Source organism: Bhargavaea ullalensis, from assembly GCF_042432615.1.
In the GTDB taxonomy this organism is placed as follows: Bacteria; Bacillota; Bacilli; order Bacillales_A; family Planococcaceae; genus Bhargavaea; species Bhargavaea ullalensis.
Map to the genome: position 1 here is coordinate 49196 of NZ_JBHLWY010000040.1, position 23483 is coordinate 72678.

Consider the following 23483-nt stretch of genomic DNA (forward strand, 5'->3'; position numbering starts at 1 on the left):
CACGCTTTTTTCACAGTATATCATAGAAAGCCCGGCAGGCCCTATATGGAAATCGGAAGATTGAATTTCGTCTTCCGAAAGAACCCGGTGGAAACATTCTGAACCATCGTCTACAATGGGAAGGAACCGGTCACCATATGGGAGGGTTTTCGGATGGAAAAAGAGACACTGGATTTATTCAAAACATTGACGGAACTGCCGGGCGCACCCGGCAATGAACATGCCGTGCGCGATTTCATGCGCGGGGAGCTGGAACGCTATTCGGACGAGGTCATCCAGGATCGGCTCGGCGGCATCTTCGGCGTGCGCAAAGGGGAAGCCGATGCGCCGAGAGTCATGGTCGCGGGGCATATGGACGAAGTCGGTTTCATGGTGAAAAGCATCACGGAAAACGGAATGCTCACTTTCCAGCCGCTCGGCGGATGGTGGAGCCAGGTGCTCCTCGCCCAGCGTGTGGAAATCATGACGGACGGCGGTCCGGTGCCGGGCGTGATCGGTTCGATTCCGCCGCACCTGCTGAGCGATGAGGTCCGCAACAAGCCAATGGAAGTGAAGAACATGCTCATCGACATCGGTGCGGACGACCGGGAAGACGCAGTCCGGATCGGCATCCGGCCGGGCCAGCAGATTATCCCTGTCTGTCCGTTCACTCCGATGGCAAATGAAAAGAAAATTATGGCGAAGGCCTGGGACAACCGGTACGGCTGCGGGCTGGCGGTGGAGCTCCTGAAGGAAGTTCACGGCGAACAGCTGCCGAACAATCTGTATTCGGGCGCGAATGTCATGGAGGAAGTCGGCCTCCGCGGCGCCCAGGCTGCCGCAAACATGATCAAGCCCGACATCTTCTTTGCGCTGGACGCGAGCCCGGCAAATGATGCCTCGGGCAACAAAAACGAATTCGGACAGCTCGGAAAGGGAACGCTCCTGAGGATATTCGACCGGTCGATGGTCACCCACCGCGGCATGAGGGAATTTGTCCTCGATACGGCCGAGTCGAACAACATTCCCTACCAGTATTTCATCTCACAGGGCGGTACCGACGCCGGGCGCGTCCATCTGTCCAATGAAGGTGTTCCGAGCGCGGTCATCGGCATCTGCTCTCGCTACATCCATACGGCGGCGTCGATCATCCATACCGACGACTACGCCGCTGCGAAAGAGCTGCTCACAAAGCTCATCCGCTCGCTTGACCGCACCACGGTGGAGTCAATCAGGCAGAATGTATGAAAACAGGGGCCGGCGGGCTCCTTTTTCAATCTCGAAATCCCAAAGTCCCAGGAGGAAAATCTATGTATGAAATCACGGTCGGATCAACAAACAAGGCAAAAGTGGAAGCGGTGCGACATGCCTTCCGAACGATGGGCATCGAAGCTGAAGTGACGGGCGCGGGAACCGAGTCCGGCGTGTCGGGGCAGCCTTTCGGCGATGAGGAAACGATGGCAGGTGCCCAAAACCGGGCCGTCGCAGCCTCAAAAATCACCGGAGGAATCGGAATCGGACTTGAAGGCGGCGTGAAGGAGCTCGCAGGCCGTCTCTACATCTGCAACTGGGGGGCGCTGGCACTGCCGGACGGAACAGTATTCATGGCGGGCGGCGCCCAGATTCCCCTTCCGGAAGAAGTGGCTTCGCCGGTAAGGAAAGGCGAAGAGCTCGGTCCGGTCATGGAACGGTATTCACACCGCCAGGACATCAGGCAGACCGGCGGCGCGGTCGGCGTGTTCACAGCAGGTGAAGTCGACAGGGCGGACATGTTCGGCCAGATCGTCAGGCTGCTTGCCGGGCAGTGGCGGTTTGGAGGCGGGGACAGACCGGTTGCAAGCCGTCCGGAACATGCTTAAAATGATGGGGATGCTTTAATTTGAATGGAGGAAACAGGATGGCCAAAGGACTTCGTCTGATCGGCTTCGCCCTGCTTGCCGTCATGCTTGCCGGCTGCTCCGCGACTGCGGAGGAACGAAGCGAAAACGGCACAGAGACTGCCGGGAAAGTGTTCCGGGCGGATGTACACCGGACAAATGCGGAAGTCGGATCTGTCCGTTTGTACAAGCCTGCCGGGTTCAAGATACGCGAAGGGTCCGACGAGCAGAATATTGTGCTGGAAAAGGGCGGGGAGACGTATGTGTTGTTCATCAATCCGAATGAGCCGGACAACAGCCGCCTGTTCTATGAGCTGCTTTATGCGGATCCGGCGAAAGAGATCGTCACGACGGCAACGTATGAGCAAAACGGAGTATTCGGATTTTCCGGCATCACGGATGCGGGGAACGAACGCTATGAGCTCGTCGCGGGCAGCGGCGGAAACAAACTGACGACCCTGTCGAAGGAAAAGGCGATTGAGCCGAATCTGAGGACGATGATGGAAATCGTCCGCTCGGTGGAACGGCCGGACGACCCGGACTTGACGATGAATTGACCGGGCCCTGCCGATGACGGCGGGCCGGAGAAGGAGGGGACCGGATGAATGCATCCCAGCTAGTGAATTTATTGAAGGAGCGGCTCGGTGCCGATCGGTTCGAATGGGAGTTTGACCGGCAGAACAACCGTCTCCGGATGACGAACAAAGCCCTCGGCAAAGGAATGGAACTGAGCCTGCCGCCATTGCTGGCGAAATACGAGCAGAAAAAAGAGAAGGCGATCGACGAAGCGGTCTACACGATCGATGAAACATTTTCCGCCATGGAGAGGGAAGCGTCGGAAGGGTTTGACGCGGCGGGGCGGATTTATCCGGTCATCCGGTCGACGTCTTTCCCGGTGGAGTCAAGGGACGGGAGACGGTTCGTCACGAGTGATCACACCGCAGAGACCCGGATCTTTTATGCGCTCGACCTCGGCAAGACATACCGGCTCATAGATGAAGCGATGCTGGGTGATCTTGGCATGGGCGAACAGCAGGTAAGGGAATCGGCCAGATTCCGCGTCCGGCAGCTGCCGACCGGCGTGAAAAAGGATGAAGTGGCCGGCAATGTGTTTTACTTCGTCAACAATAACGACGGGTATGATGCAAGCAGGATCCTGAACGATAAATTCCTGCAGGACATGCAGGAGAAAATCGAGGGGGATATGACCGTGTCCGTCCCGCATCAGGACGTCCTCATCATCGGGGATATCCGGAACGAGACGGGATATGACGTGCTCGCACAGATGACGATGCACTACTTTACGGTCGGGACCGTGCCTGTCACGTCCCTTTCGTTCATCTATGATAACGGGGAACTGGAGCCGATCTTCATCTTGGCGAAAAATCGGCCGGTCGGAAAGGAAGAAAAAGAATGAACGCATTTTATAACAAGGCGGGCGTCGGCGATGTGTTGCTTGTCCAGCTCACGCCCGAAACGCCTTCGGAAATCCGCACAGAAACAAACGGGGATGTCACAGTGATCCGAGACGCTGAAAGCGGAAAAGCGGCCGGCTTCAACCTGTTCCATGCCTCAAGTTATATGGAGGCGGGACAGGACGGCCGTGTGGAGGTCGATGAAGCCCTGCTCGACGGGCTTCAGCGCGCATTTGAGCAGAACGGAGCCCGGTTCGATTTTGAGATCGACCTTTCGCCGAAGTTCGTTGTCGGCCATGTGCTCTCCAAGGAAAAGCACCCGAATGCGGACAAGCTGAACATCTGCCAAGTGGACGTCGGCGGAGAAACACTGCAGATCGTCTGCGGTGCGCCGAACGTCGAAGCCGGACAGTCTGTTGTCGTGGCCAAGCCGGGTGCGGTCATGCCATCGGGAATGGTCATCAAGGACGCTGAACTCCGTGGAGTTCCGTCGTCCGGGATGATCTGCTCGGCGCGTGAGCTGGATCTGCCGGATGCCCCGCAGGAAAAAGGGATCCTTGTTCTTGAAGGGGACCGCAAGCCTGGAGAATCTTTCGCACTGTAAGGAATTTCATACAAGAAACGGCAAGGCCTCCGGTGCTTTCGGAAAGCACCGGAGGCCTTGCCTTTATTTGTCCGTCGGAGGGCGGTTTTCCGCTTCTGCGCTTCACTGGCATACCCTTCCCGGGGCCGTACCCGGCGTTGCCGGCCGATGTCTGTTTGATTCCTCCGGTCGGGGCTGATAAAATAAAGTGATCGACTTTGAAAAGAGTGATGCTTGTTGAATTGGTTTAAAAAGTTTTTCCAGAGAAATCTCGATGAACCTGAACAGACGACGGTGGAAGAATACATAGAAGACGCGGGACAGGAACAGCCCGTCCCAAGAAAGAACAGCAAGTTCCGTTTTCCGCTCATATCTGACGCAGAAGCGGATGTGCACGACGATCCGGATTCCGGCCGCGGGGAACCGGATGAGGGCGACGCTTACGGAACCGGGCTGCCGGTCCCGGCACATGCCGCTGATCCGTTCCATGTGACGGACACCGACAGAAGACGGTTCCGGAACGGAATGCCGGCCGCCACGGCCTCCTTCCGGTCAAGACAGGAGTCTGCGGAGCGAATTTCCTGGCAGGATAGCCGTTTCCCTGCAGAAGACCACGCACTGCCGTCTCGCCCCAGCGAAGCAGGCATCGGCTTTACGGAATCCGGACGCCTGCGCAGATTGCCGGACGAACGGCCGCAGCCGCCTGTCCGGACGCGCGGCTTCACGCCGTCTGAAGTGCCTTCGCCGATTTATGGGCTTGGCCGCCGGCCGGTCAGGAGCGAAGAAAAACTTCCGTCCGAACGTCAGGCCGCACTCACGGGTCTTGGTGAAAAGCTGAAAGAGCGGCAAGAGCCTTCGAAGGATCGGACTGCGGTCCAACCACCGGAACGGGAGCATGAAAGCCGTTTGGCGTCCCGGCCGGAAGCTGCCGGAACGAATCCCGAAAACCGCCCGGTGAGGAAGGAAACAGCAGCGGAACCGGAAGCCTCTGACCACTGGAAGAAAATCATGAACATCCCGGCCGCGGCCGCAAAAACGCCGAAAATGGAACCGGAGGACCGGCCGGAAGCCGGCCGTGACGCAACCCGGGAACTTGAGAGCGAAGCACGGCCCGGATTGGCGCAGAAGCCGGAAAATGATGTCCCGGCACAACCACGGGAATATGCAAGCACAACTGAAGACCATCAGGCAGGAACCGGACAGGAACCGATCGTTCAGGAAACGGAACTGCCTGATGAGCCCAAAGAGAAAGCTCTGGGGGAAAAGAGAAGGTCCGGAACCCCGTTCAATGTGGTTATGCTGAAGTCCGACAAAGACCGGCTGGCCGGAATGGAGAACCTCAAAGGACTGAAGAGCACAACGAAGAACCCTGACGGCCGGGCAGCCGGCCATGACAAGGCGGTCATCTCCCCGCGGCAGCCGGCAGCTCCTCAAGCCGCGCCCGTGCAAGATGTGCTTCTCGCACCAAAAGCGGAACTGCCGGCTGCTCCCGCCACTCCTTCGCCCCAAGCAGACGAAACGGATTCTGCGGTGGAAGAGCCGCTCCCGCACTATGCGCTTCCGGGAATGGATTTCTTGGATCCGCCTGCAGAAAAAAGGGAAGACACCGAGTGGATGGAGTCGCAGGCCGCAAAGCTTGAAGAGTCGCTTTCTTACTTTTCCATCCAGGCCAATGTGGTCGGAATCGTCCAGGGCCCGGCCGTCACCCAGTTTGAATTGACTGTCGGCCACGGGACGAAGGTGAGCAAGATCCGGAATCTGCAGGACGATCTCAAACTGGCCCTTGCGGCCCGCGACATCCGGATCCAGGCGCCGATCCCCGGAAAAAGCTCGATCGGGATTGAAATTCCAAACCGGATTTCGCGTCCGGTGCGGATTTCGGAAATCATCGGCTCGGATGAGTTCGCCGCATCCGACTCGCCGCTGGAAGCGGTGCTCGGACTTGACCTGGCGGGCCGTCCCACGACCGTGGATCTCAGGAAAATGCCCCATGGCCTCATCGCGGGTGCAACCGGCTCCGGAAAGTCGGTCTGCATCAACTCCATTTTGACAAGCCTGCTGTACAAGGCTTCACCTGATGAGCTTCGGCTTTTGCTCATTGATCCGAAAATGGTGGAACTCGCACCGTATAACCGGATGCCGCATCTTGTCAGCCCGGTGATCACGGACGTCAAGGCGGCGAATGCGGCGCTGAAATGGGCGGTTGAAGAAATGGAGCGGCGGTATGAGCTGTTCGTCCATGCCGGAGTGCGGGACATCGAACGGTTCAACCGGAAAGCCGATGATCACCGTGAATTTGGCCGGAAGCTTCCTTATCTCCTGATCGTCATCGACGAACTCGCGGATCTGATGATGGCTGCGCCTGCGGAAGTGGAAGAGTCGATTTGCCGGATCGCCCAAAAGGCGCGGGCTTGCGGGATCCATCTCGTCATTGCGACGCAGCGCCCGTCCGTCGATGTCATTACGGGTCTGATCAAAGCAAATATCCCGGCAAGAATCGCTTTTTCCGTTTCCTCGCAGGTCGATTCGAGGACGATCATCGACATCCAGGGAGCCGAGCGGCTGCTCGGCAGAGGGGACATGCTTTATCTTGGAAACGGCATGCCTGCGCCCGTCCGGCTTCAGGGAACCTTCGTGACGGACGATGAAATCGAGCGGGTGACCGACTTTGTCCGCAGATCCGGCGAGCCGGACTACCTGTTCAGGCAGGAAGAACTTCTCCGGGAAACGGAGGCGCACGAGGCGGAAGATCCGCTGTTTGCGGAAGCCTGCACATTCATCGTGCAGGCGGGCAGCGCCTCGACATCCATGCTTCAGCGGAAGTTCAGCATCGGGTACAACCGTGCGGCACGGCTCATCGACATGCTGGAAGAGCGCGGATACGTCTCTCCTCAAAAAGGAAGCAAGCCGCGGGATGTCTACCTGACGGATGCCGGCGATTTCGCCGAACCGCAGGGCGGGCCCGCGCATACGATATGAACGAATGGTGAAAATAAATGAAATGCATGCTTTTCTGCGTGCGTACGTTAGATGATATAATCGGAATGCGGCATTTTCCGGCCGCGGATAGGGATATTCCAAATCCCGGGAGGTCTCACAATGACAGTTTTTCATTTTACCGGCATCAAAGGATCGGGGATGAGTTCGCTTGCCCAAATTCTTCACGACACCGGCCAGAAAGTCCAAGGATCGGACGTTGAAAAATACTTCTTCACAGAGGAGCCGCTAAAAGAGCGGGGCATCCTCATCATGCCGTTCGATGCGGACAATATACATGAAGGGCTGACCGTGATTGCGGGCAATGCGTACCCGGATGATCATCCGGAAATCGTCCGGGCCGGGGAACTCGGCCTTGAAGTCATCCGTTACCATGACTTCCTCGGGAACTATATGGACTCGTTCATCTCGGTGGCAGTCACGGGCTCTCACGGGAAGACATCCACGACCGGGCTTCTTGCCCATGTGCTCGCCGGCTACGGTCCGACGACTTACCTGATCGGCGACGGCACCGGCAAAGGCGATCCGGACGGACGATATTTCGTTCTGGAGGCCTGTGAATACAAGCGGCATTTCCTTGCGTATGAACCGGACTACGCCATCATGACGAATATCGACTTTGACCACCCGGACTATTTCACTGACGTGGATGATGTGTTTGATGCATTTCAGGAAATGGCCTGGAAAGTGAAAAAGTGCCTGATCGCCTGCGGAGACGACGATCAGCTCCAGCGCATCCAGGCGAATGTTCCGGTGATCTACTATGGCTTCTCGCCCGAAAATGATTTCATCGCACATAATCTGCAGCGATCGGAGACGGGCACGACGTTTGACGTCCGGGTCCGGAACGAGGCTTACCACACATTCCATGTCCCTCAGACAGGCGACCATGCGGTGCTGAACGCGCTGTCGGTCATTTCGCTCTGCCATTATGAGGACATCCCTGCCGAAATCGTCCAGGGGAGACTGGACACGTTCGGCGGCGTGAAAAGGCGCTTCACCGAGACGCAGCTCGGAGGCAGGGTGATCGTGGACGATTATGCCCATCATCCGACAGAGATCCGAGCGACCCTCCAGTCGGCCAGGCAGAAGTACCCGGGACGGGAAATCGTCGCCATCTTCCAGCCGCACACCTTCTCCAGAACGGCCAAATTCCTGGATGAGTTTGCCGAAAGCCTCGGGGAAGCCGACAGCATCTACCTGTGCGAAATCTTCGGTTCGGCCCGGGAAAAGAACGGGGACCTGACGATCCAGGACCTGTCCTCCAAGATCAGCAGCAGTTCGGTCATCGGAGTGGAAGACATTGAACGCCTGCTGGACCATGAAGGGGCGGTGCTCCTGTTCATGGGGGCGGGAGACGTGCAGAAATACGAAAAAGCCTTCACGGAGCTTGTGAAGGAAGGAAAGACAGCCTGAGCAGCCTTTGCCGGGCTGTCTTTTTTCTTTCGGGAAGGAGTCCGGTGGCCAAGTGTCGAATAGGTTAGGCGGAGCGTTTATTCCTGCATTGGCAGGGGTACAACGTTAGTATGATAAGCGCACTACATGATAGGAGGAAAAGGCATGGAGAATTTGTTGTACATCGCGGCGATTGTGGCAGCCGTCGCTTTCCTGATCTTATGCATCGCCCTTGCCATGACCCTCGGGTCTCTCAAGAAGACGCTGAACAGCGTTTCCGAGACAGTGGACGGCCTGGAAGGGCAGCTGCAGGGGTTGACGAAGGAGTCGACCGAACTCCTGCATAAAACGAACTTGCTTGCAGAGGACATCCAGCACAAGAGCGAACAGCTCAACACAGTCGTACAGGCCGTGCAGGGCGTCGGTGAATCTTTCGGGAACCTGAACTCCTCTGTCCGCCGGATCACCTCTTCGGTCTCCGCGGAAGTCGAGCGCAATGAAGATAAAATCGCGCAAGTCGTCCAATGGAGCAACGTTGTGCTTGGAATCCGCGACAAGTGGAAAGAGCGCAAAGGAACCGGGAGTGACGGCTGGACGGAGTATACGGTACCCGGGCAAAAAAGGCTTCCCGGTCCGGGAACCCGCTGAGCGGGCCGGACAGGCATTGTTCCTGCAAGGCAATTGACCGGTTTGTCACCAAACGATTCAATTTAAAGGAGGAAACCGAAATGAATGAAGACCGCAACCTGAAACCAAACTACAACGATTCCGGCTACGACAAGGACTACTACGCCGGCCAGCCCGGCGCCACGCAGGCGGGAGGTCAAGGCAGCGATCACTACGATCCTCAGCACAGCGGCACATATGACATGTACAGCCCAAATCAATACGACTACAGCTACCGGGACAACTACTCGGATTCGTTCTATCGGAATGACCGCGGCTCTGAAGACGAAGGCGGCGGAGGCTTCCTGACAGGCGCCATCATCGGCGGTCTGATCGGTGCTGCAGCCGCGCTTCTGCTCGCACCGAAGTCCGGCAAAGAGCTCCGCGGAGACGTGTCGACGCAGGCCGTGAATCTGAAGGAAAAGGGCATCGAACTGTCTTCCGTCGCGAAAGACAAGACGGCCGACATGACCAAGACCGCCAAAGAAAAAACAAGCGATCTCGGCAAGTCCATCCAGGACCAGGCCGGCCAGATGGTCGACAAAGTCAAATCGATGAAGAAAGGCCAGAATGCGCCGATGGACGACGGCACGGCATCCTCCGAAGGAGAAGAGCCGATCGAGTTCATCGACACGGTAGCAGAGAAAGTCCAGGATGCCATCGACACCGGCAAGGACAAGGTGAGCTCCGCAGCGGAAGCGATGAAGGATGCGGTGGATGAAAAGAAAGGCCAGGCAAAAGACATGGCCAAAGACGCCTCTTCCGGAAAGTCGGGCGACAAGTCCGGACAGAACCCGGAACTGAAGAACCAGAAGTCCGGAAACTCGGAGTACGGCTATGACAACTCCGAAAACAAAGGCGACAACAAAGTGATGGCGATGAACCACATCTCTAAAATTGACAACGACAAAAAAGACAACAAAAACACATGATTGAAAATAGGCTGCATGCGCTACGCCAGGCCAGCCTGAAAAAGGAAGGTCTGTCCGGTTGAACCCGGACAGGCCTTTTCACTTGGCTTTTTCCTGCCGATATTCGAATTTTCGCTGTCATGCTGTTTCATTTTAAGGAGATTTCTTCCATTTAAACGGGTTGAGAGCGCTTACAATAATAAATTTGAAGTTTTCAGCAAATATGACGTGACAAAATGAGACATACTCCACTATAATGGGTTCATTATACTTCGGAGCCTCGGCTGCCGGATATAGCGATCAACCAATAGAGAGGGGAATACGGGAATGAGCCTGAATGATTTGGAAAGCCTTCGCGGCAAAGTGGACGACCTGAACCTGGAGATTCTGCGTCTGATCAACGAACGGGCGGAAGTGGTCCAGGAAATCGGGAAAGTAAAGGAAAAGCAGGGTGTCAACCGATATGATCCTCTCCGTGAACGCCATATGCTCAATCTCCTGAAAGAGTACAACAACGGTCCGGTACCTCAGTCGACCGTTGAACATATCTTCAAGGAAATTTTCAAGACTGCGCTTGAACAGCAGGAAGAGGATCACCGGAAGGCACTCCTCGTTTCGCGGAAGAAGAAAAAAGAAGACACGGTCATCGATGTGAACGGCGAGAAAATCGGCCAGGACGTGCCGACGTTCATCTTCGGCCCGTGTGCCGTCGAATCATATGAGCAAGTTTCCCAGGTGGCCCAGTCCATCGCGGCAAAAGGCCAGAAGCTGATCCGTGGCGGTGCCTACAAGCCGCGCACATCGCCATATGACTTCCAGGGCCTCGGTCTTGAAGGCCTGAAAATCCTCAGCCGGGCGGCGAAAGAGAACGGCCTTGCCGTTGTTTCTGAAATTATCACGCCGGGCCACTTGGAAGAAGCGCTCGATTACGTGGATGTGATCCAGATCGGAGCGCGGAACATGCAGAACTTTGAGCTCCTGAAGGCGGCGGGATCCGTACGCAAGCCGGTCCTGCTCAAGCGCGGCCTCGCGGCGACGATTGATGAGTTCATCAATGCGGCTGAATACATCATTTCCCAGGGGAACGACCAAATCATGCTGTGCGAGCGCGGGATTCGCACTTATGAGCGGGCAACCCGGAACACGCTCGACATCTCCGCGGTTCCGATTCTCAAGCAGGAGACGCACTTGCCGGTTTTCGTCGACGTCACCCACTCGACGGGCCGCCGGGATCTGCTTCTTCCGACGGCGAAGGCGGCTATCGCCGTCGGGGCCGACGGCGTCATGGCGGAAGTGCATCCGGATCCGGCGGTTGCCTTGTCGGATGCCCAGCAGCAAATGGACCTCGATCAGTTTGACGAGTTCTACGGCGAACTCCAGAAGTTCATGAAATCCCACGCGATCCTCGTGTGATGCACTTCTCAGAAGGTGAAAAAGCAAGGACTTAGGCTGCTTTCTGCGGGCCGACCGCCAAGCCCTCCGGCCAAACGCCATGCGGGGTCTCCGGCCGGTCGGCTTTTTCGCAGGAGCACAGCCGCCGTCCTTGCTTTTTGCTGTTTTCCGGGCCAGATGGCATTGATGGTGCAGCCCGAAATTGGCCTTCTTTCGTTTTCTGCTTTGAGTTGGGCTGAATTTAGCGTAAAATGAAAACAAACGAAGCGTTTTCATCGGAGGGATCATCGAAATGACAGTAACAATTTACGATGTGGCCAGGGAGGCGAATGTTTCGATGGCGACCGTCTCCAGGGTCGTCAACGGAAACCCGAACGTCAAGCCCGCCACCCGCAAGAAAGTGAAAGAGGCGATCGATCGTCTCGGCTACCGGCCGAACGCCGTTGCCCGCGGACTGGCGAGCAAAAAAACGACGACTGTCGGGGTCATCATCCCGGACATTTCGAAAGGGTTCTATGCGGAATTGGCTAGGGGGATTGAAGACATCGCCACGATGTATGAATACAACATCATCCTGTCTAACTCCGACCAGAACGAGGACAAGGAGATCCGCTTGCTTGAAACGATGCTCGGCAAACAAGTGGACGGCATTGTCCTCATGAGCGACGCGATCACGCCGGCGCTCCGGGAAGAGATCGGCCGGTCCTCCGTGCCGGTCGTCCTGGCCGGCACGGTCGATCTGGAGGGCCGCATTCCTTCTGTCAACATCGATTACAAAGGAGCGGCGCAGGAGGCCGTCTCCCGCCTGATCGGCAACGGTCACCGCGAAGTCGCCTTCGTGTCGGGTCCGTTTGACACCGTGATCAACCGGGACTTTCTGCTGGAAGGTTACCGGGATGCGCTTCGGGAAGCCGGTCTCGAACTGGACGAAGGACTTGTCTTTGAACTGGAAGATTCTTACGATGCCGCGCTTGAGGCCTGGCATGCGACCGACCGCCGGCCGACGGGCGTGTTTGCGGGAAGCGACGAACTGGCCATCGGCGTCATCCATGGCGTGCTGGATGCGGGCCTTGCGGTGCCGGGGGACGTGGAAGTCATCGGTTTTGAAAACACGAAGCTTGCCAGGATGGTCCGGCCGCGCCTGACCTCGGTCGTCATCCCGCTTTACGACATCGGAGCCGTGTCGATGCGGCTCCTCACCAAGTTCATGAGCAATGAAGAAATTGAAGACCCGAACGTCATCCTGCCTCACAGGATCGAAGTGCGGGAGTCCGCAAAATAATCATTTAAAACCGGGCTGTCCGAAAAGTCCATTTCACAAAAATAAAAGCAAAAGGCAAGGACTTTGGTCGCTTTCCGCAGGCCAGTCGCCGAGCCTCCTCCGGTTTACAGCCGTGCGGGGCAAGCTCCATGCGCCAGCCCCTCGGGTCATAAGCCATTGCGCGCCGCGGAGCAGGCTCCGCTTTGCGCCCTGTCTTATGCCTGTCGGGGCTAAGCAGGCGCATTGCGCTCTTCTGGAGTCTCGGACAACCGGCTATCCTGCAGGAGTCTCCCGCCGTCCTTGCTTTTTGCTGTCTCACGGGGCCGTTCAGTACATTTGGACAGCCCCGCTTTTTTATCCGCGCCGTTGCTGTTCGCTCCGGATGAGATGGAGTGCCTTGTCCATCATGTGACGGTTTTTCTCAGTGATTTCCGCCTTTCTCGGAATGGGTTCATAAAGCGGGTCGGGGTCCTCCCAATCGGGCATGAGGGGAACCGGCGATTGCGGACCATACTTCTCCAGCCACTCCTTCGGCAGCGGCCCGGACGGCAGCGGCTGTCCCGTCATCGTCAGCCAGATGAGCGACCATGCGCGCGGCACGACCCGCCAGATGTCATAGCCGCCTCCGCCCACGGCGATCCAGCGGCCGCCGCAGAATTCCTCGGCCAGTTCCAACGCAAGCTTCGGGATTTCCCGGTACGTCTTCATCGTGCTGTAAAGGTGGGTGAGGGGATCGAAGTAATGAGCATCGGCGCCGTTTTGGGTGAGGATGACATCCGGCTTGAAAAACTCGGCGATTTCCCGAACGCCTGTCCGGTAGATCTCAAGGAATGAGTCGTCCTCGGTGAATGCGTCAATCGGAAAGTTGAACGAGAATCCATAGCCCTTGCCGCTGCCCCTTTCCGTCACCGCACCGGTCCCGGGAAACAGGTAGCGCCCGGTTTCATGGATGGATACCGTGCACACATCCGGATCATCATAAAAGCTCCACTGGACGCCGTCGCCGTGGTGGGCGTCCGTGTCGATATACAGGACACGGGCGCCGTATTTTTCCTGCATGTAACGGATGGCGACCGAACTGTCGTTGTAGACGCAAAAACCAGAAGCCTTGCCGCGGAACCCGTGGTGAAGGCCGCCTCCGAGATTCAGCGCATGGCGGGCACGGCCTTCCATCACTTCGTCGACCGCAGTCAAAGTCCCGCCGACGAGCATGGCGCTCGCTTCATGCATGTCTTCAAAAATGGGCGTGTCTTCCGTTCCGATCCCGTAGTTCTCTGCGGCTTCCGGCGCGATTTCCCCGTGTCCGGCCTTTTTTACGATCTCGATGTACCGTTCATCATGGATGAGGGCCAGTTCCTCGTCAGTGGCCATTCTGGACCTGACGACGGCGGAATCCGGAAGGGCACCGATATTCTTTAGAAGATCGGCTGTCAGAACAAGCCGTTTTTGGTTGAACGGGTGAGTATCGGAGAACTTGTAATCCAGCTGTCCGTCCGAAAAGACGAACGAGGCCTTTTTCATCGGTCGATCCCAGGTACGTTCGGCCATAGCACTTCATATCCTTCCTTGCGCAGATCTTCGATGATCGGGAGCGGGTTCATCGTCTTCACCCGGATGACGAGAACTTTGTGATCGCTGCTGTTTTTGTCGGGATAAACGAGGACGCTGAGGACATTCGCATTATGCTTGTAAAAGACTTTGGAGACGCCGAACAGCACGCCGGGCTCATCCGGCACGCGGACTTCCATCTGGGAACCCGGCTGGCTTGCTCCCGTCAGCTCGATATATGTATAGAGCAGGTCCGTCTCCGTGATGATCCCGGCAAGGCGACCGGCGGATATGACCGGCAGGCAGCCGATCTGGGTCTCATAGAACAGCACTGCCGCGTCCTCCACAAAGTCAAGCGGGTGGCCGACCATCGGGTTCCGGGTCATGATGTCGGAAAGCGGCGTCTCATACAGGGCGGAATCTTGCTTGCCGATCAGTGTGGACGGGATGGCTTCCTTGATGTCCCGGTCGGTCACGACACCGGCCAGTGATCCGTCTGCCGACAGGATCGGCAGGTGGCGGATTTTCTTCTCTTCCATAAGCTGCAGTGCGTCTTTGATTGTATCGTCGGCCGACAAGGTATGGACTTCCGTGGACATGATCTCCTCAAGAATCATCGCAAACACTCCTTTTCTGCTTCAGCTTCCGGTCAGTGCGGCCATTGACGGCTGTCCGGTCAGTACATGAACCGGTTCATGAACCGGAGCTGGTCGAACTGCCTGACCGATTCCTGGTCCACCCGGCTGCCGATCCGCGCCATCAGACAATTTGCCGGATGGGAGCTGATCTCCGGATCGTCCGTCGCATAATATTCCAGGCCGCCTGCATTCATCATCTTCTCCATCACTTTTCGGTATTCCCATACGTTCAGACCGGTTCCCTTGAGGTCCCAGTGCCAGTAGTACTCTGTCGTGATAACGATATAATCTTCCATCTGGTCGTCCATCATCGACACCCGGAGAAGCTGTTTCCCGACGCCGCCGCCGCGGAAAGCGGGAATCACTTCGATGGCCCCGAGCTCGATCAGGTTGTCCATCTTCCCCTCAGACCAGCGTTCAAGCGGATCGGGATACAAAAACGTCACATATCCGACGATCGTCTCTTTGTGCCGGGCAATCAGGATCCGTCCTTCGGGGAGACGGGCAATGCCGACGATTGCCTTGTGCTGCTGCTCCGGCTGCCGGAACGCAATGAGGTCTTCATGAAAATGAAGCTCTTCCAGCACGTCTGGAGAGACCGGCCCCTCGATGACCAAATCTCCCGACGGATGAGCCACTTCCATTGAATAGTAGGTTTTCACATGTTCCAAATTGTCACCGCCTCGTCGTTGTGGCTTCTATCAATTATACATGAAAGCGCTCTACCTGGTCGTGTGGAAGATTCTAATTTTTGTGACCGCCTGAAATCCATTGCGGATAGGTGCCGGTTGCAGAAGTCAAGCGGCTCCGCCGGTAAAGATAATCCATTGGGCCCAAAAGTTAAAAAATTGCCACATATAAATCGTTTTCGTATAGAATAGAAGAGTATTCGTATAGCGAAAGGGTGATCACATGGCAACGATGGAGAAAAACATCATTCCGGTCAGAGATGGGGACTTCAATCTGGCGGACTACGAAAAGACCGCCGCTGATTTTAAATGGGAAGATGCAGAGAAGGAATTTGACTGGTACCGTACGGGGAAAGTGAATCTTGCGCACGAGGCGGTGGACCGCCATGCCGATTCATACCGGAAAAACAAAGTGGCCCTCTATTATCGCGATGCCAATCGCAGTGAAGCTTATACGTATGATCAGATGAAGAGGATAACCAATAAAGCGGCGAACGTTTTGAAAGCGAATTCAACGCTTGAAAAAGGGGACCGGCTGTTCATTTTCATGCCGCGTTCGCCGGAACTATATTTTGCGCTGCTCGGCGGCCTGAAGCTCGGCACCATTGTCGGTCCGTTGTTCGAGGCATTCATGGAAGGGGCGGTCTATGACCGGCTGGACGACTCCGAAGCGAAAGCGATCGTGACGACGCCTGAATTGCTGGACCGCATTCCGGCAGACCGTCTGCCTAAGCTGGAAAAGATCTTCGTCGTCGGCGAGGGCGTGGAAGAGACCGACCAGATCGTCGACTTCAACAAAGAGATGGAAAAGGCGTCCCACCGCTTTGAGACCGTCTGGCTCGACAAGGAAGACGGCAGCGTGCTCCACTACACTTCCGGTTCGACGGGCCGGCCGAAAGGCGTCATGCACGTCCAATATGCGATGGTGCAGCAGCTGCAGACGGCGCGCTGGGTGCTTGATCTGAAGGAAGAGGACATCTACTGGTGTACGGCAGACCCGGGCTGGGTCACCGGCACGGCCTACGGAATCTTCGGGCCGATGCTCAACGGGGCGACCTCGCTCATCCTCGGCGGGCGCTTCAAGACCGAAGACTGGTACAAGGCGATCGAAGACTATGGAGTCACCGTCTGGTACAGCGCACCGACGGCGTTCCGGATGCTCATGGGGGCAGGGAACGCACTCATCAAGGAATTCGACCTGTCTTCGCTGAGACACGTCTTGTCCGTCGGCGAGCCGCTCAATCCGGAAGTCGTGAAGTGGGGGCTGGAAGTGTTCGACCGCCGCATCCACGACACTTGGTGGATGACCGAGACCGGCGCCCACATGATCTGCAACTACGGCAGCATGCCGATCAAGCCGGGCTCGATGGGCAAACCGGTTCCGGGGATTGAAGCGGCCATTGTCGACGACCGCGGAAATGTCCTGCCTCCGAACTCGATGGGCAACCTGGCTCTCAAAAAAGGCTGGCCGGCGATGATGCGCAAAATCTGGAACAATCCGGAGAAATACGATTCGTATTTCCTCGGCGATTGGTACGTGTCCGGTGACTCGGCCTATATGGACGAGGACGGTTATTTCTGGTTCCAGGGCCGTGTCGATGATGTCATCATGACGTCGGGCGAGCGAGTCGGTCCGTTCGAAGTCGAAAGCAAGCTGCTCGAGCACCCGGCCATCGTGGAAGCCGGTGTCATCGGCAAGCCGGACCCGGTCCGCGGGGAGATCATCAAGGCCTTTGTCGCGCTGCATGACGGCTATGAGCCGTCCGATGAGCTGAAGGAAGACATCCGGCAGTTCGTCAAGAAAGGCCTGGCCGCCCACGCGGCGCCGAGGGAAATCGAATTCAAGGACAAACTTCCGAAAACACGGAGCGGGAAGATCATGCGACGTGTCCTCAAAGCCTGGGAGTTGGATCTTCCGACAGGCGACCTGTCCACGATGGAAGACTGATCCGGCAAAAAAGAACCGTGCGGAAAAAATCCGCACGGTTTTTTGGGTGGCCGAAAAAAGCTTCGATGGATAAAGATAACGCTTTGCCTGAAAAAGATAACGTTCTGCCGAATAAAGATAACGCTCTGTCTGATAAAGATAACGCTCCTTGGAAAATTCAAGTTTCAGGAGGGAATTAAAAACGATGGGCCGCCGAGGCAGCCCATCGTTTCGGTTTTATCGGCTCAGTCTCCGTCGTCCGGAGATTCGGAGCCGTCGTTTCCGTTGTTTCCGTTGTTGCCATTTCCGTTGCCATTTCCGTTGCCGTTGCCGCCGTTGTTTCCACCGGACGGAGGCTTCTCATTGCCGCCGTTTCCATTGCCGTTGCCGTCAGGCTTTTTGCCGGTATCCTTATCCGGTTTGTCTTCGGGCTTTTCATCCGGTTTCTTCTCCGGTTTCTTGTCCGGCTTCTGGGCATCTTCCCCTCCCTGGTCGGTGGAGCTGCCGCCCGGTGCCGGAGTGGTCGCTTCCGGCTTTGCAGCCTGGACGCTGACCGTGTTGGACCGGCCCGAAATCTGGCCGGTGATGTCGACGGCGACCACGTAATACTCGCCCGGAGAGGAGGCGTTCACGCTGTACGAGCCGCCGTCCGCCACAGAGGCGATTCTCGAGCCGTTGCGGTACACATAGTAACCGACGACATCAGGTGAAGCGGAGCGGCTCCAGGTGAGCGTGGATCCGCTCAGTGCCGCGCCGGGTGCGATCGGTGCGCCGCTCACGCCTTCATACTTCTTGGCGGAGACGATGTTCCGTCCGAGAGAAGAGTTCTGCGGGAACAATCCGGCCGGGTCTCCGCCGAACGGGGCGAGCATCCGGTCCGCGAAGTCCTTGCTGATGCCGGCAGCGCCTGACTTGACGAATTCCTTCGGCGTGGAGGCAAGTGCCTGGTAACGCACGCCCTGGGCGGTGACATACAGTCCGCCCGCTCCGCCGAAGCTGTCGTCCGCTTTGTTCGGCACGAACTTGTTGGCATTGAACAGGTCGGAGCGGATGAGGCCGGCCGCCGAGCAGGCCGCAGACGGTGCAAGCCCCGAAATGCCGCAGAATGATCGGGAGACAACGCCTTCCGGCTGCTGGAAGCGCGCGCCGGCGCCGACAATTTCGGGCTCGACCCGGTTCATGCCGTTCATGAAGCGGGCGAACAGCTTGTTCACGCGCGCGCTCGGCGGTCCGTACGTATTGGACATCGTATCGAGCTTATATTTCTTTTCATTGTCATAGCCGAGCCAGACGCCGAGCGTGATGTTCGGATTGTATCCGACAAGCCACACGTCTTTGTAGCCAGTCGTCGTCCCGGTCTTTGCGGCGATGTCGAGATTGAAGTTCAGGTTGTTGCGCATGATCTGAGCCGTCCCGATCTTTGGCGTATCGCGGAGCATGTCTGTGACCATATAGGCCGTCTGCGGGCTATATACTTCAACGGGTTCCGATTCCTGTTGGAACACCACATTGCCTTCATTGTCCTCAATCTTTTCAATCATGTAAGGCTTGACGAATTTGCCGCCATTTGCGAGTGCTGTAAAGCCGCCGGTGTTTTGTTCGACCGAAGCCGTATAGGACCCCAGAGGCGCCGAGACAACATTCCGCTCCTTATCAAGGATTCTGTTGTAATTCATCTTGTCCAGGAACTGGGTTGGGTCCTGATCCCTGATTTTACCGAAGAGCCGGACCGCCGCCAGGTTGTAGGAGTTGGCGAGCGCTTCCCGGGCAGGCACGAGGCCGTATTGGCGGGATGATTGGAAGTTCTTCGGTGACCAGCCTTTGTAAGTGAGCCAGACATCCGGAACCGGGCTGCCAGCCCCGATGACGCCGTATTCGATCGCCGGACCATACACGAGAAGGGGCTTCACGGATGATCCGATTTGACGGTAAGCCTGGGTGGCGTGATTCATCGCCTCGATCTGGTGGTCGCGCCCGCCGACAAAGGCGAGGATGCGGCCCGATCCGTTTTCGATCGCCATGCTGCCGACTTGTACGGGCTTGAGTTCTTCCTTTTCTTCCTTCGTTTCGGGATCGATCGTTTTTTCCACAAACGTGTGGCCGTATAAGTCGAAGGAGTCCTTGACGTTCTGGAACTCGTCATACAAGTCCTTTTTCACCGTCGAATGGATCCGGTAGCCGCCGTTCCGCATTTCCCGGTCGGCCATGATTTCGTATTTCTCCCGGAGTTCTTTTTCCTGTTCGAGTCGGGCAGGATCAATGCCGTCTTTTTCGGCGAGGATTTCAGACAGGATTTCAACCGTCCGGCGCTGGATTTCGTGGGTGAGGAACGGATATCGTTCGGTTGCCCGCTGCTCCGGCTGCTTGAAATCCTTCGTGATGTCATAGACGACGGCTTCGTTGTACTGCTCTTCCGTGATGTACTCGGTTTCTTTCATCCGGAAGAGGACTGTCTTCATCCGCTCGATGCCCGGCTTCAGATGCTCGGGCTCTTTCATGCCTCCGCCGCCGGCATAGAACGGCGTATAGAGGAACGGTGCCTGCGGCAGGCCCGCGATGTAGGCGGCCTGTGGAAGGTTAAGATCCTTCGCCTTGATGCCGAACAGGCCCTCAGCCGCGGTTTCCACTCCTGCAATGTTCTGGCCCATCGCATTCCGGCCGTACGGAATGATGTTCAGGTACGCCTCGAGGATTTCATTTTTGTCCATGAACTTTTCCAGGCGCATGGCGAGGAGAATCTCCTTTGCCTTGCGCTCATAGGACACTTCGTTTGTCAGAATCTGATTCTTGATCAGCTGCTGTGTGAGCGTTGAGCCGCCGGTCTGGGAGGACGCATTCGTCACGTCCTGGAAAAGTCCCCGGAAAATCGCTTTCGGGACAATCCCGCCGTGCTCGCCGAAATACTCGTCTTCGGTTGCGAATACCGCATCAATCAAGAAAGGCGACACTTCGGAAAGTTTCGTTTCGCGGCGCTCGATGTCCGCGTTCACTTTGCCGAGATAGATGCCGTCCGCGAAGTAGAGCTCGGACGTTTCTTCATAAGTGAAGATCGCCTGGCGCATCTCGTCCTTCGTCCGGAGCGGCTCCTTCGCGACAAGCGAAGCAAAATACCCCGCGCCGACCGAGCCGGCGAACACGCCGAGCACGAGGAACGTGATCAGGAAGAGGAGCAGCAGGTTCCAGACGACGCCCGAGCTGATTCTCGTCCGCTTGCCCCATTTGGAATGCTGAAACTCATCAACCTTTTCCTCGATATATTTAAATGGATTTTTCTTCGATTCCACAGGATCCCCCCTTAAAATCTTGTTTATTATACCATATCGGGGAGGTCCGACAATCCGCTATTGACAATGATGTCGAAACGGTTAGAATGTTGGATAACGATACGTACCGAGCGCGGATGGAGCCGAAGTAGGGCGGGGATCACTGAACGATCAGAGAGGCAGCGGCTGGTGGAAGCTGCCCGGTGGCCCCGTCGCGAATTACAGCTCCGGAGCGAGGCGTCCGCATGGCGTTAACATGCTTGAGTGGAGGCATTTCTTTGCCTCAAGCCGGGTGGTACCGCGTCGATCGAGTTTGGCGCCCCTGCAGGATCGGAATTTCCGGTCCGCGGGGGCTTTTTATATTGTCTGGAGGGATAAAGATGACGAATGAATTGATGGAAGACCTGAAATGGCGCGGCTTGCTTTACCAGCAGACCGATGAAGCGTCGCTTGCGAAGATGCTTGATGAAGAAAAGATTTCCCTGTACTGCGGGACGGATCCGACGGCGGACAGCCTGCACATCGGACATATCGTGCCGTTCCTGACCCTTCGGCGCTTCCAGCAGCACGGCCACCGTCCGATCGTCCTCGTCGGCGGCGCGACCGGCATGATCGGCGACCCGTCATTCCGGGCAGATGAGCGCCAGCTCCTGTCCGAGGAACAGCTGGCACACAACATCGCCGGCATCCGCACCCAGCTGGAGCAGATTTTTGACTTCACTGATGAAAACGCGGCTGTCATGGTCGACAACAAAGACTGGTTCGGAGAAATGAGCGCGATCGACTTCCTGCGCGATTACGGGAAACTGCTCAGCGTGAACTACATGCTGGCAAAAGAGAACGTCTCTTCACGCCTGGAGACCGGCATCTCGTTCACCGAGTTCTCATACATGCTCATCCAGGGTGCGGACTTCAACCATCTTTATAACCACTACGGCTGCCGGGTGCAGGTCGGCGGATCCGATCAGTGGGGCAACATCACGACAGGCCTTGAGATCATCCGGAAAACCCACGATGAGGAAACGAAGGCATTCGGCATCACGATTCCGCTCATCACGAAGGCGGACGGCACGAAATTCGGCAAGACGGCGGGCGGCGCAGTCTGGCTTGATCCTGAAAAGACGTCGCCTTATGAGTTTTATCAGTTCTGGATCAACACGGCTGATGCGGACGTGGTGAAATACCTCAAAATCTTCACGTTCCTCGGCCGTGAAGAAATCGGCGAACTGGCTGAGGCGGTCGAAAACGAACCGCATCTGCGCAAAGCCCAGAAGACGCTTGCCGAAGAAATGACTCGGCTCATCCACGGCCAGGAGGCGCTTGACCAGGCGCAGCGGATCACGCAGGCGCTGTTCAGCGGCGACCTGAAGGCGTTGTCTGTTTCGGAAATGAAGGACGCGTTCAAGGATGTTCCGACATTTGAATCGGCGAAGGAAGACAAAAACATCGTCGACCTGCTTGTGGAAGCGAAGATTTCTTCTTCCAAGCGGCAGGCGCGTGAAGACGTCACGAACGGCGCCATCTCGATCAACGGCGAGCGCATGACGAACCTGGAACATACCGTCGGCGCCGGGGACCGGCTTGACGATGCGTTCACAATCATCCGGCGGGGCAAGAAGAAATACACGATGGTGAAGTTCAGCTGATTCGGGTGCACTCGCGTATGGGGGAGGAAGAGAGATGCTGAAAGATCGGTTTTATTACGAAGATCCTTACCGGACGACGTTCAAGACGAATGTGATCCGGGAGGGGGAGGAAGGCGGACGGCCGTATGCAGTGCTCGAAAATACGGTGTTTTTTCCGACCGGGGGCGGCCAGCCGCATGATGCCGGCAAGCTGAACGGCGTCCGAGTCGTGGACGTCGAGGAAGTCGAAGGGGAAGTCCGCCACTATCTGGAAGCGCCGCTCCATGCATTTGTCGCATCGGGAAAGATCGACTGGGCGCGCCGGTTCGATCATATGCAGCAGCACGCCGGGCAGCATATCCTCACCGCGGCATTCGTCGAAACGGCAGGCTATGCAACGGTCAGCTTTCATCTTGGCGCGGAAATCGTCTCGATTGACCTGGACTCGGATTCCGTGATCGAAGAACAGCTCCGGGCGGCCGAGGAGCGGGCGAATGAAATCATCCTGCAAAACCGCCCGATCGAAACGAAATGGGTGACCGAAGCGGAACTGGACCGTTCGAAGCTTCGCAAAGAACTGGCGGTCAACGGAGAAATCCGGCTCGTCATCATCCCGGAGTTCGACTACAACGGATGCGGCGGAACTCATCCGCGCTCGACGGGGGAAGTCGGGTCGATCAAAATCCTCGGCACGGAGCGGCACAAGCAGAAGACGCGCGTCCATTTTGTTTGCGGGCAACGTGTTCTGGACCAGCTCGGGAAAAAGAACGGAATCCTCAAAGAAGCGGTCGGCCTGCTGAGCGCACCGGAGGAGCAGGCGGCGGATGCCATCCGGAAACTGCTGGAGGCGAACCGGGCGCTTGAAAAAAAGCAAGCGGAAATGAAGGAAGAACTGCTCGGCTTTGAAGCGGGCGAACTGCTCGCCGGCGCGGAAGACGGCATCGTGAAGGCGGCGTTTGAAGACCGGTCCATCGCCGAACTGCAGAAGCTTGCCCGGTCGGCTGCCGGACGCGGGGAAGCGGTCATCCTGCTTGCCGCGCGAAACGGGGACAAGCTGCAGTTTGTGGCGGCGCGCGGAAACGGCGTACAGGCCTCGATGAAAAAAGCGGGGGACGCCGCGTTGAACGCAATCGGAGGAAAAGGCGGCGGCAACGATGCATTCGTGCAGGGCGGCGGGGAAACCGTGCTTCATGCAGAACAAGTGCTGTCCGTCATGGAAGCGGCTTTGCGATAAGAAATGAAGAACCCCGCTGCACTGAGGTTGTGCGGCGGGGTTTTTGTGTGTGCGAGTCCCAGATTACCGATATTCATGCAACC

General features: G+C 57.0%; 18 protein-coding genes. 14 read left to right on the forward strand and 4 right to left on the reverse strand.

Going from position 1 to position 23483, the window contains the following annotated elements; all coding sequences use genetic code 11:
• The first annotated feature begins 153 nt into the window (after nt 1-153).
• The 11 genes from ACFFIY_RS09665 (at nt 154) to ccpA (ending at nt 12497) form a co-directional block, all read left to right on the forward strand.
• Nucleotides 154-1227 (forward strand): M42 family metallopeptidase, encoded by a 1074-nt coding sequence (locus ACFFIY_RS09665; protein WP_354196434.1) that lies wholly within the window; start codon nt 154-156, stop codon nt 1225-1227.
• Between the two features lie 62 nt (nt 1228-1289).
• Complete coding sequence (locus ACFFIY_RS09670; RefSeq protein ID WP_354196436.1) at nt 1290-1838, forward strand: DUF84 family protein; 549 nt, start codon at nt 1290-1292, stop codon at nt 1836-1838.
• A 38-nt stretch (nt 1839-1876) separates the two neighbouring features.
• Complete coding sequence (locus ACFFIY_RS09675; RefSeq protein ID WP_354196438.1) at nt 1877-2413, forward strand: hypothetical protein; 537 nt, start codon at nt 1877-1879, stop codon at nt 2411-2413.
• 44 nt (nt 2414-2457) lie between these two features.
• Complete coding sequence (locus ACFFIY_RS09680) at nt 2458-3273, forward strand: DUF1444 domain-containing protein (protein WP_354196440.1); 816 nt, start codon at nt 2458-2460, stop codon at nt 3271-3273.
• Entirely contained in the window at nt 3270-3875 is a 606-nt protein-coding gene (gene ytpR / locus ACFFIY_RS09685) for a YtpR family tRNA-binding protein (protein WP_354196442.1), read from the forward strand. Before ACFFIY_RS09680 ends, ytpR begins: the two co-directional genes overlap by 4 nt.
• Before the next feature lie 216 nt (nt 3876-4091).
• Entirely contained in the window at nt 4092-6833 is a 2742-nt protein-coding gene (locus ACFFIY_RS09690; protein ID WP_354196444.1) for a DNA translocase FtsK, read from the forward strand.
• A gap of 120 nt (nt 6834-6953) precedes the next feature.
• On the forward strand, nt 6954-8267 hold the full coding sequence (murC, locus tag ACFFIY_RS09695) for a UDP-N-acetylmuramate--L-alanine ligase (protein ID WP_354196446.1): 1314 nt from the start codon (nt 6954-6956) through the stop codon (nt 8265-8267).
• A gap of 144 nt (nt 8268-8411) precedes the next feature.
• Nucleotides 8412-8894 (forward strand): DUF948 domain-containing protein, encoded by a 483-nt coding sequence (locus ACFFIY_RS09700; protein ID WP_354196448.1) that lies wholly within the window; start codon nt 8412-8414, stop codon nt 8892-8894.
• Between the two features lie 80 nt (nt 8895-8974).
• The gene (locus tag ACFFIY_RS09705) at nt 8975-9844 is read left to right on the forward strand and encodes a YtxH domain-containing protein (RefSeq protein WP_354196450.1); all 870 of its coding nucleotides are present in this window, start codon (nt 8975-8977) and stop codon (nt 9842-9844) included.
• Between the two features lie 306 nt (nt 9845-10150).
• Nucleotides 10151-11236 (forward strand): bifunctional 3-deoxy-7-phosphoheptulonate synthase/chorismate mutase, encoded by a 1086-nt coding sequence (locus ACFFIY_RS09710; protein ID WP_354196452.1) that lies wholly within the window; start codon nt 10151-10153, stop codon nt 11234-11236.
• A 271-nt stretch (nt 11237-11507) separates the two neighbouring features.
• Entirely contained in the window at nt 11508-12497 is a 990-nt protein-coding gene (gene ccpA, locus ACFFIY_RS09715) for a catabolite control protein A (RefSeq protein WP_354196454.1), read from the forward strand.
• A gap of 333 nt (nt 12498-12830) precedes the next feature.
• Here the strand turns inward: ccpA and ACFFIY_RS09720 are convergent, their stop codons facing one another.
• The 3 genes from ACFFIY_RS09720 to ACFFIY_RS09730 are packed head-to-tail and all read right to left on the reverse strand — an operon-like array spanning nt 12831 to nt 15333.
• Nucleotides 12831-13997, reverse strand: a complete 1167-nt coding sequence (locus ACFFIY_RS09720) for an acetoin utilization protein AcuC (protein ID WP_354196504.1) — start codon at nt 13995-13997, stop codon at nt 12831-12833.
• Complete coding sequence (locus tag ACFFIY_RS09725; protein WP_354196456.1) at nt 13994-14641, reverse strand: acetoin utilization AcuB family protein; 648 nt, start codon at nt 14639-14641, stop codon at nt 13994-13996. The genes ACFFIY_RS09720 and ACFFIY_RS09725 overlap by 4 nt, the downstream gene beginning before the upstream one ends.
• 59 nt (nt 14642-14700) lie before the next feature.
• Entirely contained in the window at nt 14701-15333 is a 633-nt protein-coding gene (locus tag ACFFIY_RS09730; protein ID WP_354196458.1) for a GNAT family N-acetyltransferase, read from the reverse strand.
• 250 nt (nt 15334-15583) lie between these two features.
• Here ACFFIY_RS09730 and acsA point away from each other — a divergent pair, with 250 nt between their 5' ends.
• Nucleotides 15584-17299, forward strand: coding sequence for an acetate--CoA ligase (gene acsA / locus ACFFIY_RS09735; protein WP_354196506.1), 1716 nt, complete (start codon nt 15584-15586; stop codon nt 17297-17299).
• A 224-nt stretch (nt 17300-17523) separates the two neighbouring features.
• Here the strand turns inward: acsA and ACFFIY_RS09740 are convergent, their stop codons facing one another.
• Nucleotides 17524-20562, reverse strand: a complete 3039-nt coding sequence (locus tag ACFFIY_RS09740) for a transglycosylase domain-containing protein (RefSeq protein ID WP_354196460.1) — start codon at nt 20560-20562, stop codon at nt 17524-17526.
• A gap of 359 nt (nt 20563-20921) precedes the next feature.
• Here ACFFIY_RS09740 and tyrS point away from each other — a divergent pair, with 359 nt between their 5' ends.
• Both tyrS and ACFFIY_RS09750 read left to right on the forward strand, forming a co-directional pair.
• Nucleotides 20922-22187, forward strand: a complete 1266-nt coding sequence (gene tyrS / locus ACFFIY_RS09745) for a tyrosine--tRNA ligase (RefSeq protein WP_354196462.1) — start codon at nt 20922-20924, stop codon at nt 22185-22187.
• Nucleotides 22188-22221: 34 nt separating this feature from the next.
• Nucleotides 22222-23400, forward strand: a complete 1179-nt coding sequence (locus ACFFIY_RS09750; RefSeq protein ID WP_354196464.1) for an alanyl-tRNA editing protein — start codon at nt 22222-22224, stop codon at nt 23398-23400.
• Nucleotides 23401-23483: the final 83 nt, after the last annotated feature.

Coding starts and splice junctions, on each gene's coding strand:
- ACFFIY_RS09665 (WP_354196434.1), top strand. CDS start 154: ATGGAAAAAGAGACACTGGATTTATTCAAAACATTGACGGAACTGCCG.
- ACFFIY_RS09675 (WP_354196438.1), top strand. CDS start 1,877: ATGGCCAAAGGACTTCGTCTGATCGGCTTCGCCCTGCTTGCCGTCATG.
- ACFFIY_RS09720 (WP_354196504.1), bottom strand. CDS start 13,997: ATGAAAAAGGCCTCGTTCGTCTTTTCGGACGGACAGCTGGATTACAAG.
- ACFFIY_RS09750 (WP_354196464.1), top strand. CDS start 22,222: ATGCTGAAAGATCGGTTTTATTACGAAGATCCTTACCGGACGACGTTC.
- ACFFIY_RS09710 (WP_354196452.1), top strand. CDS start 10,151: ATGAGCCTGAATGATTTGGAAAGCCTTCGCGGCAAAGTGGACGACCTG.
- ACFFIY_RS09705 (WP_354196450.1), top strand. CDS start 8,975: ATGAATGAAGACCGCAACCTGAAACCAAACTACAACGATTCCGGCTAC.
- acsA (WP_354196506.1), top strand. CDS start 15,584: ATGGAGAAAAACATCATTCCGGTCAGAGATGGGGACTTCAATCTGGCG.
- murC (WP_354196446.1), top strand. CDS start 6,954: ATGACAGTTTTTCATTTTACCGGCATCAAAGGATCGGGGATGAGTTCG.
- ACFFIY_RS09670 (WP_354196436.1), top strand. CDS start 1,290: ATGTATGAAATCACGGTCGGATCAACAAACAAGGCAAAAGTGGAAGCG.
- ACFFIY_RS09700 (WP_354196448.1), top strand. CDS start 8,412: ATGGAGAATTTGTTGTACATCGCGGCGATTGTGGCAGCCGTCGCTTTC.
- ytpR (WP_354196442.1), top strand. CDS start 3,270: ATGAACGCATTTTATAACAAGGCGGGCGTCGGCGATGTGTTGCTTGTC.
- ccpA (WP_354196454.1), top strand. CDS start 11,508: ATGACAGTAACAATTTACGATGTGGCCAGGGAGGCGAATGTTTCGATG.
- ACFFIY_RS09725 (WP_354196456.1), bottom strand. CDS start 14,641: ATGATTCTTGAGGAGATCATGTCCACGGAAGTCCATACCTTGTCGGCC.
- tyrS (WP_354196462.1), top strand. CDS start 20,922: ATGACGAATGAATTGATGGAAGACCTGAAATGGCGCGGCTTGCTTTAC.
- ACFFIY_RS09680 (WP_354196440.1), top strand. CDS start 2,458: ATGAATGCATCCCAGCTAGTGAATTTATTGAAGGAGCGGCTCGGTGCC.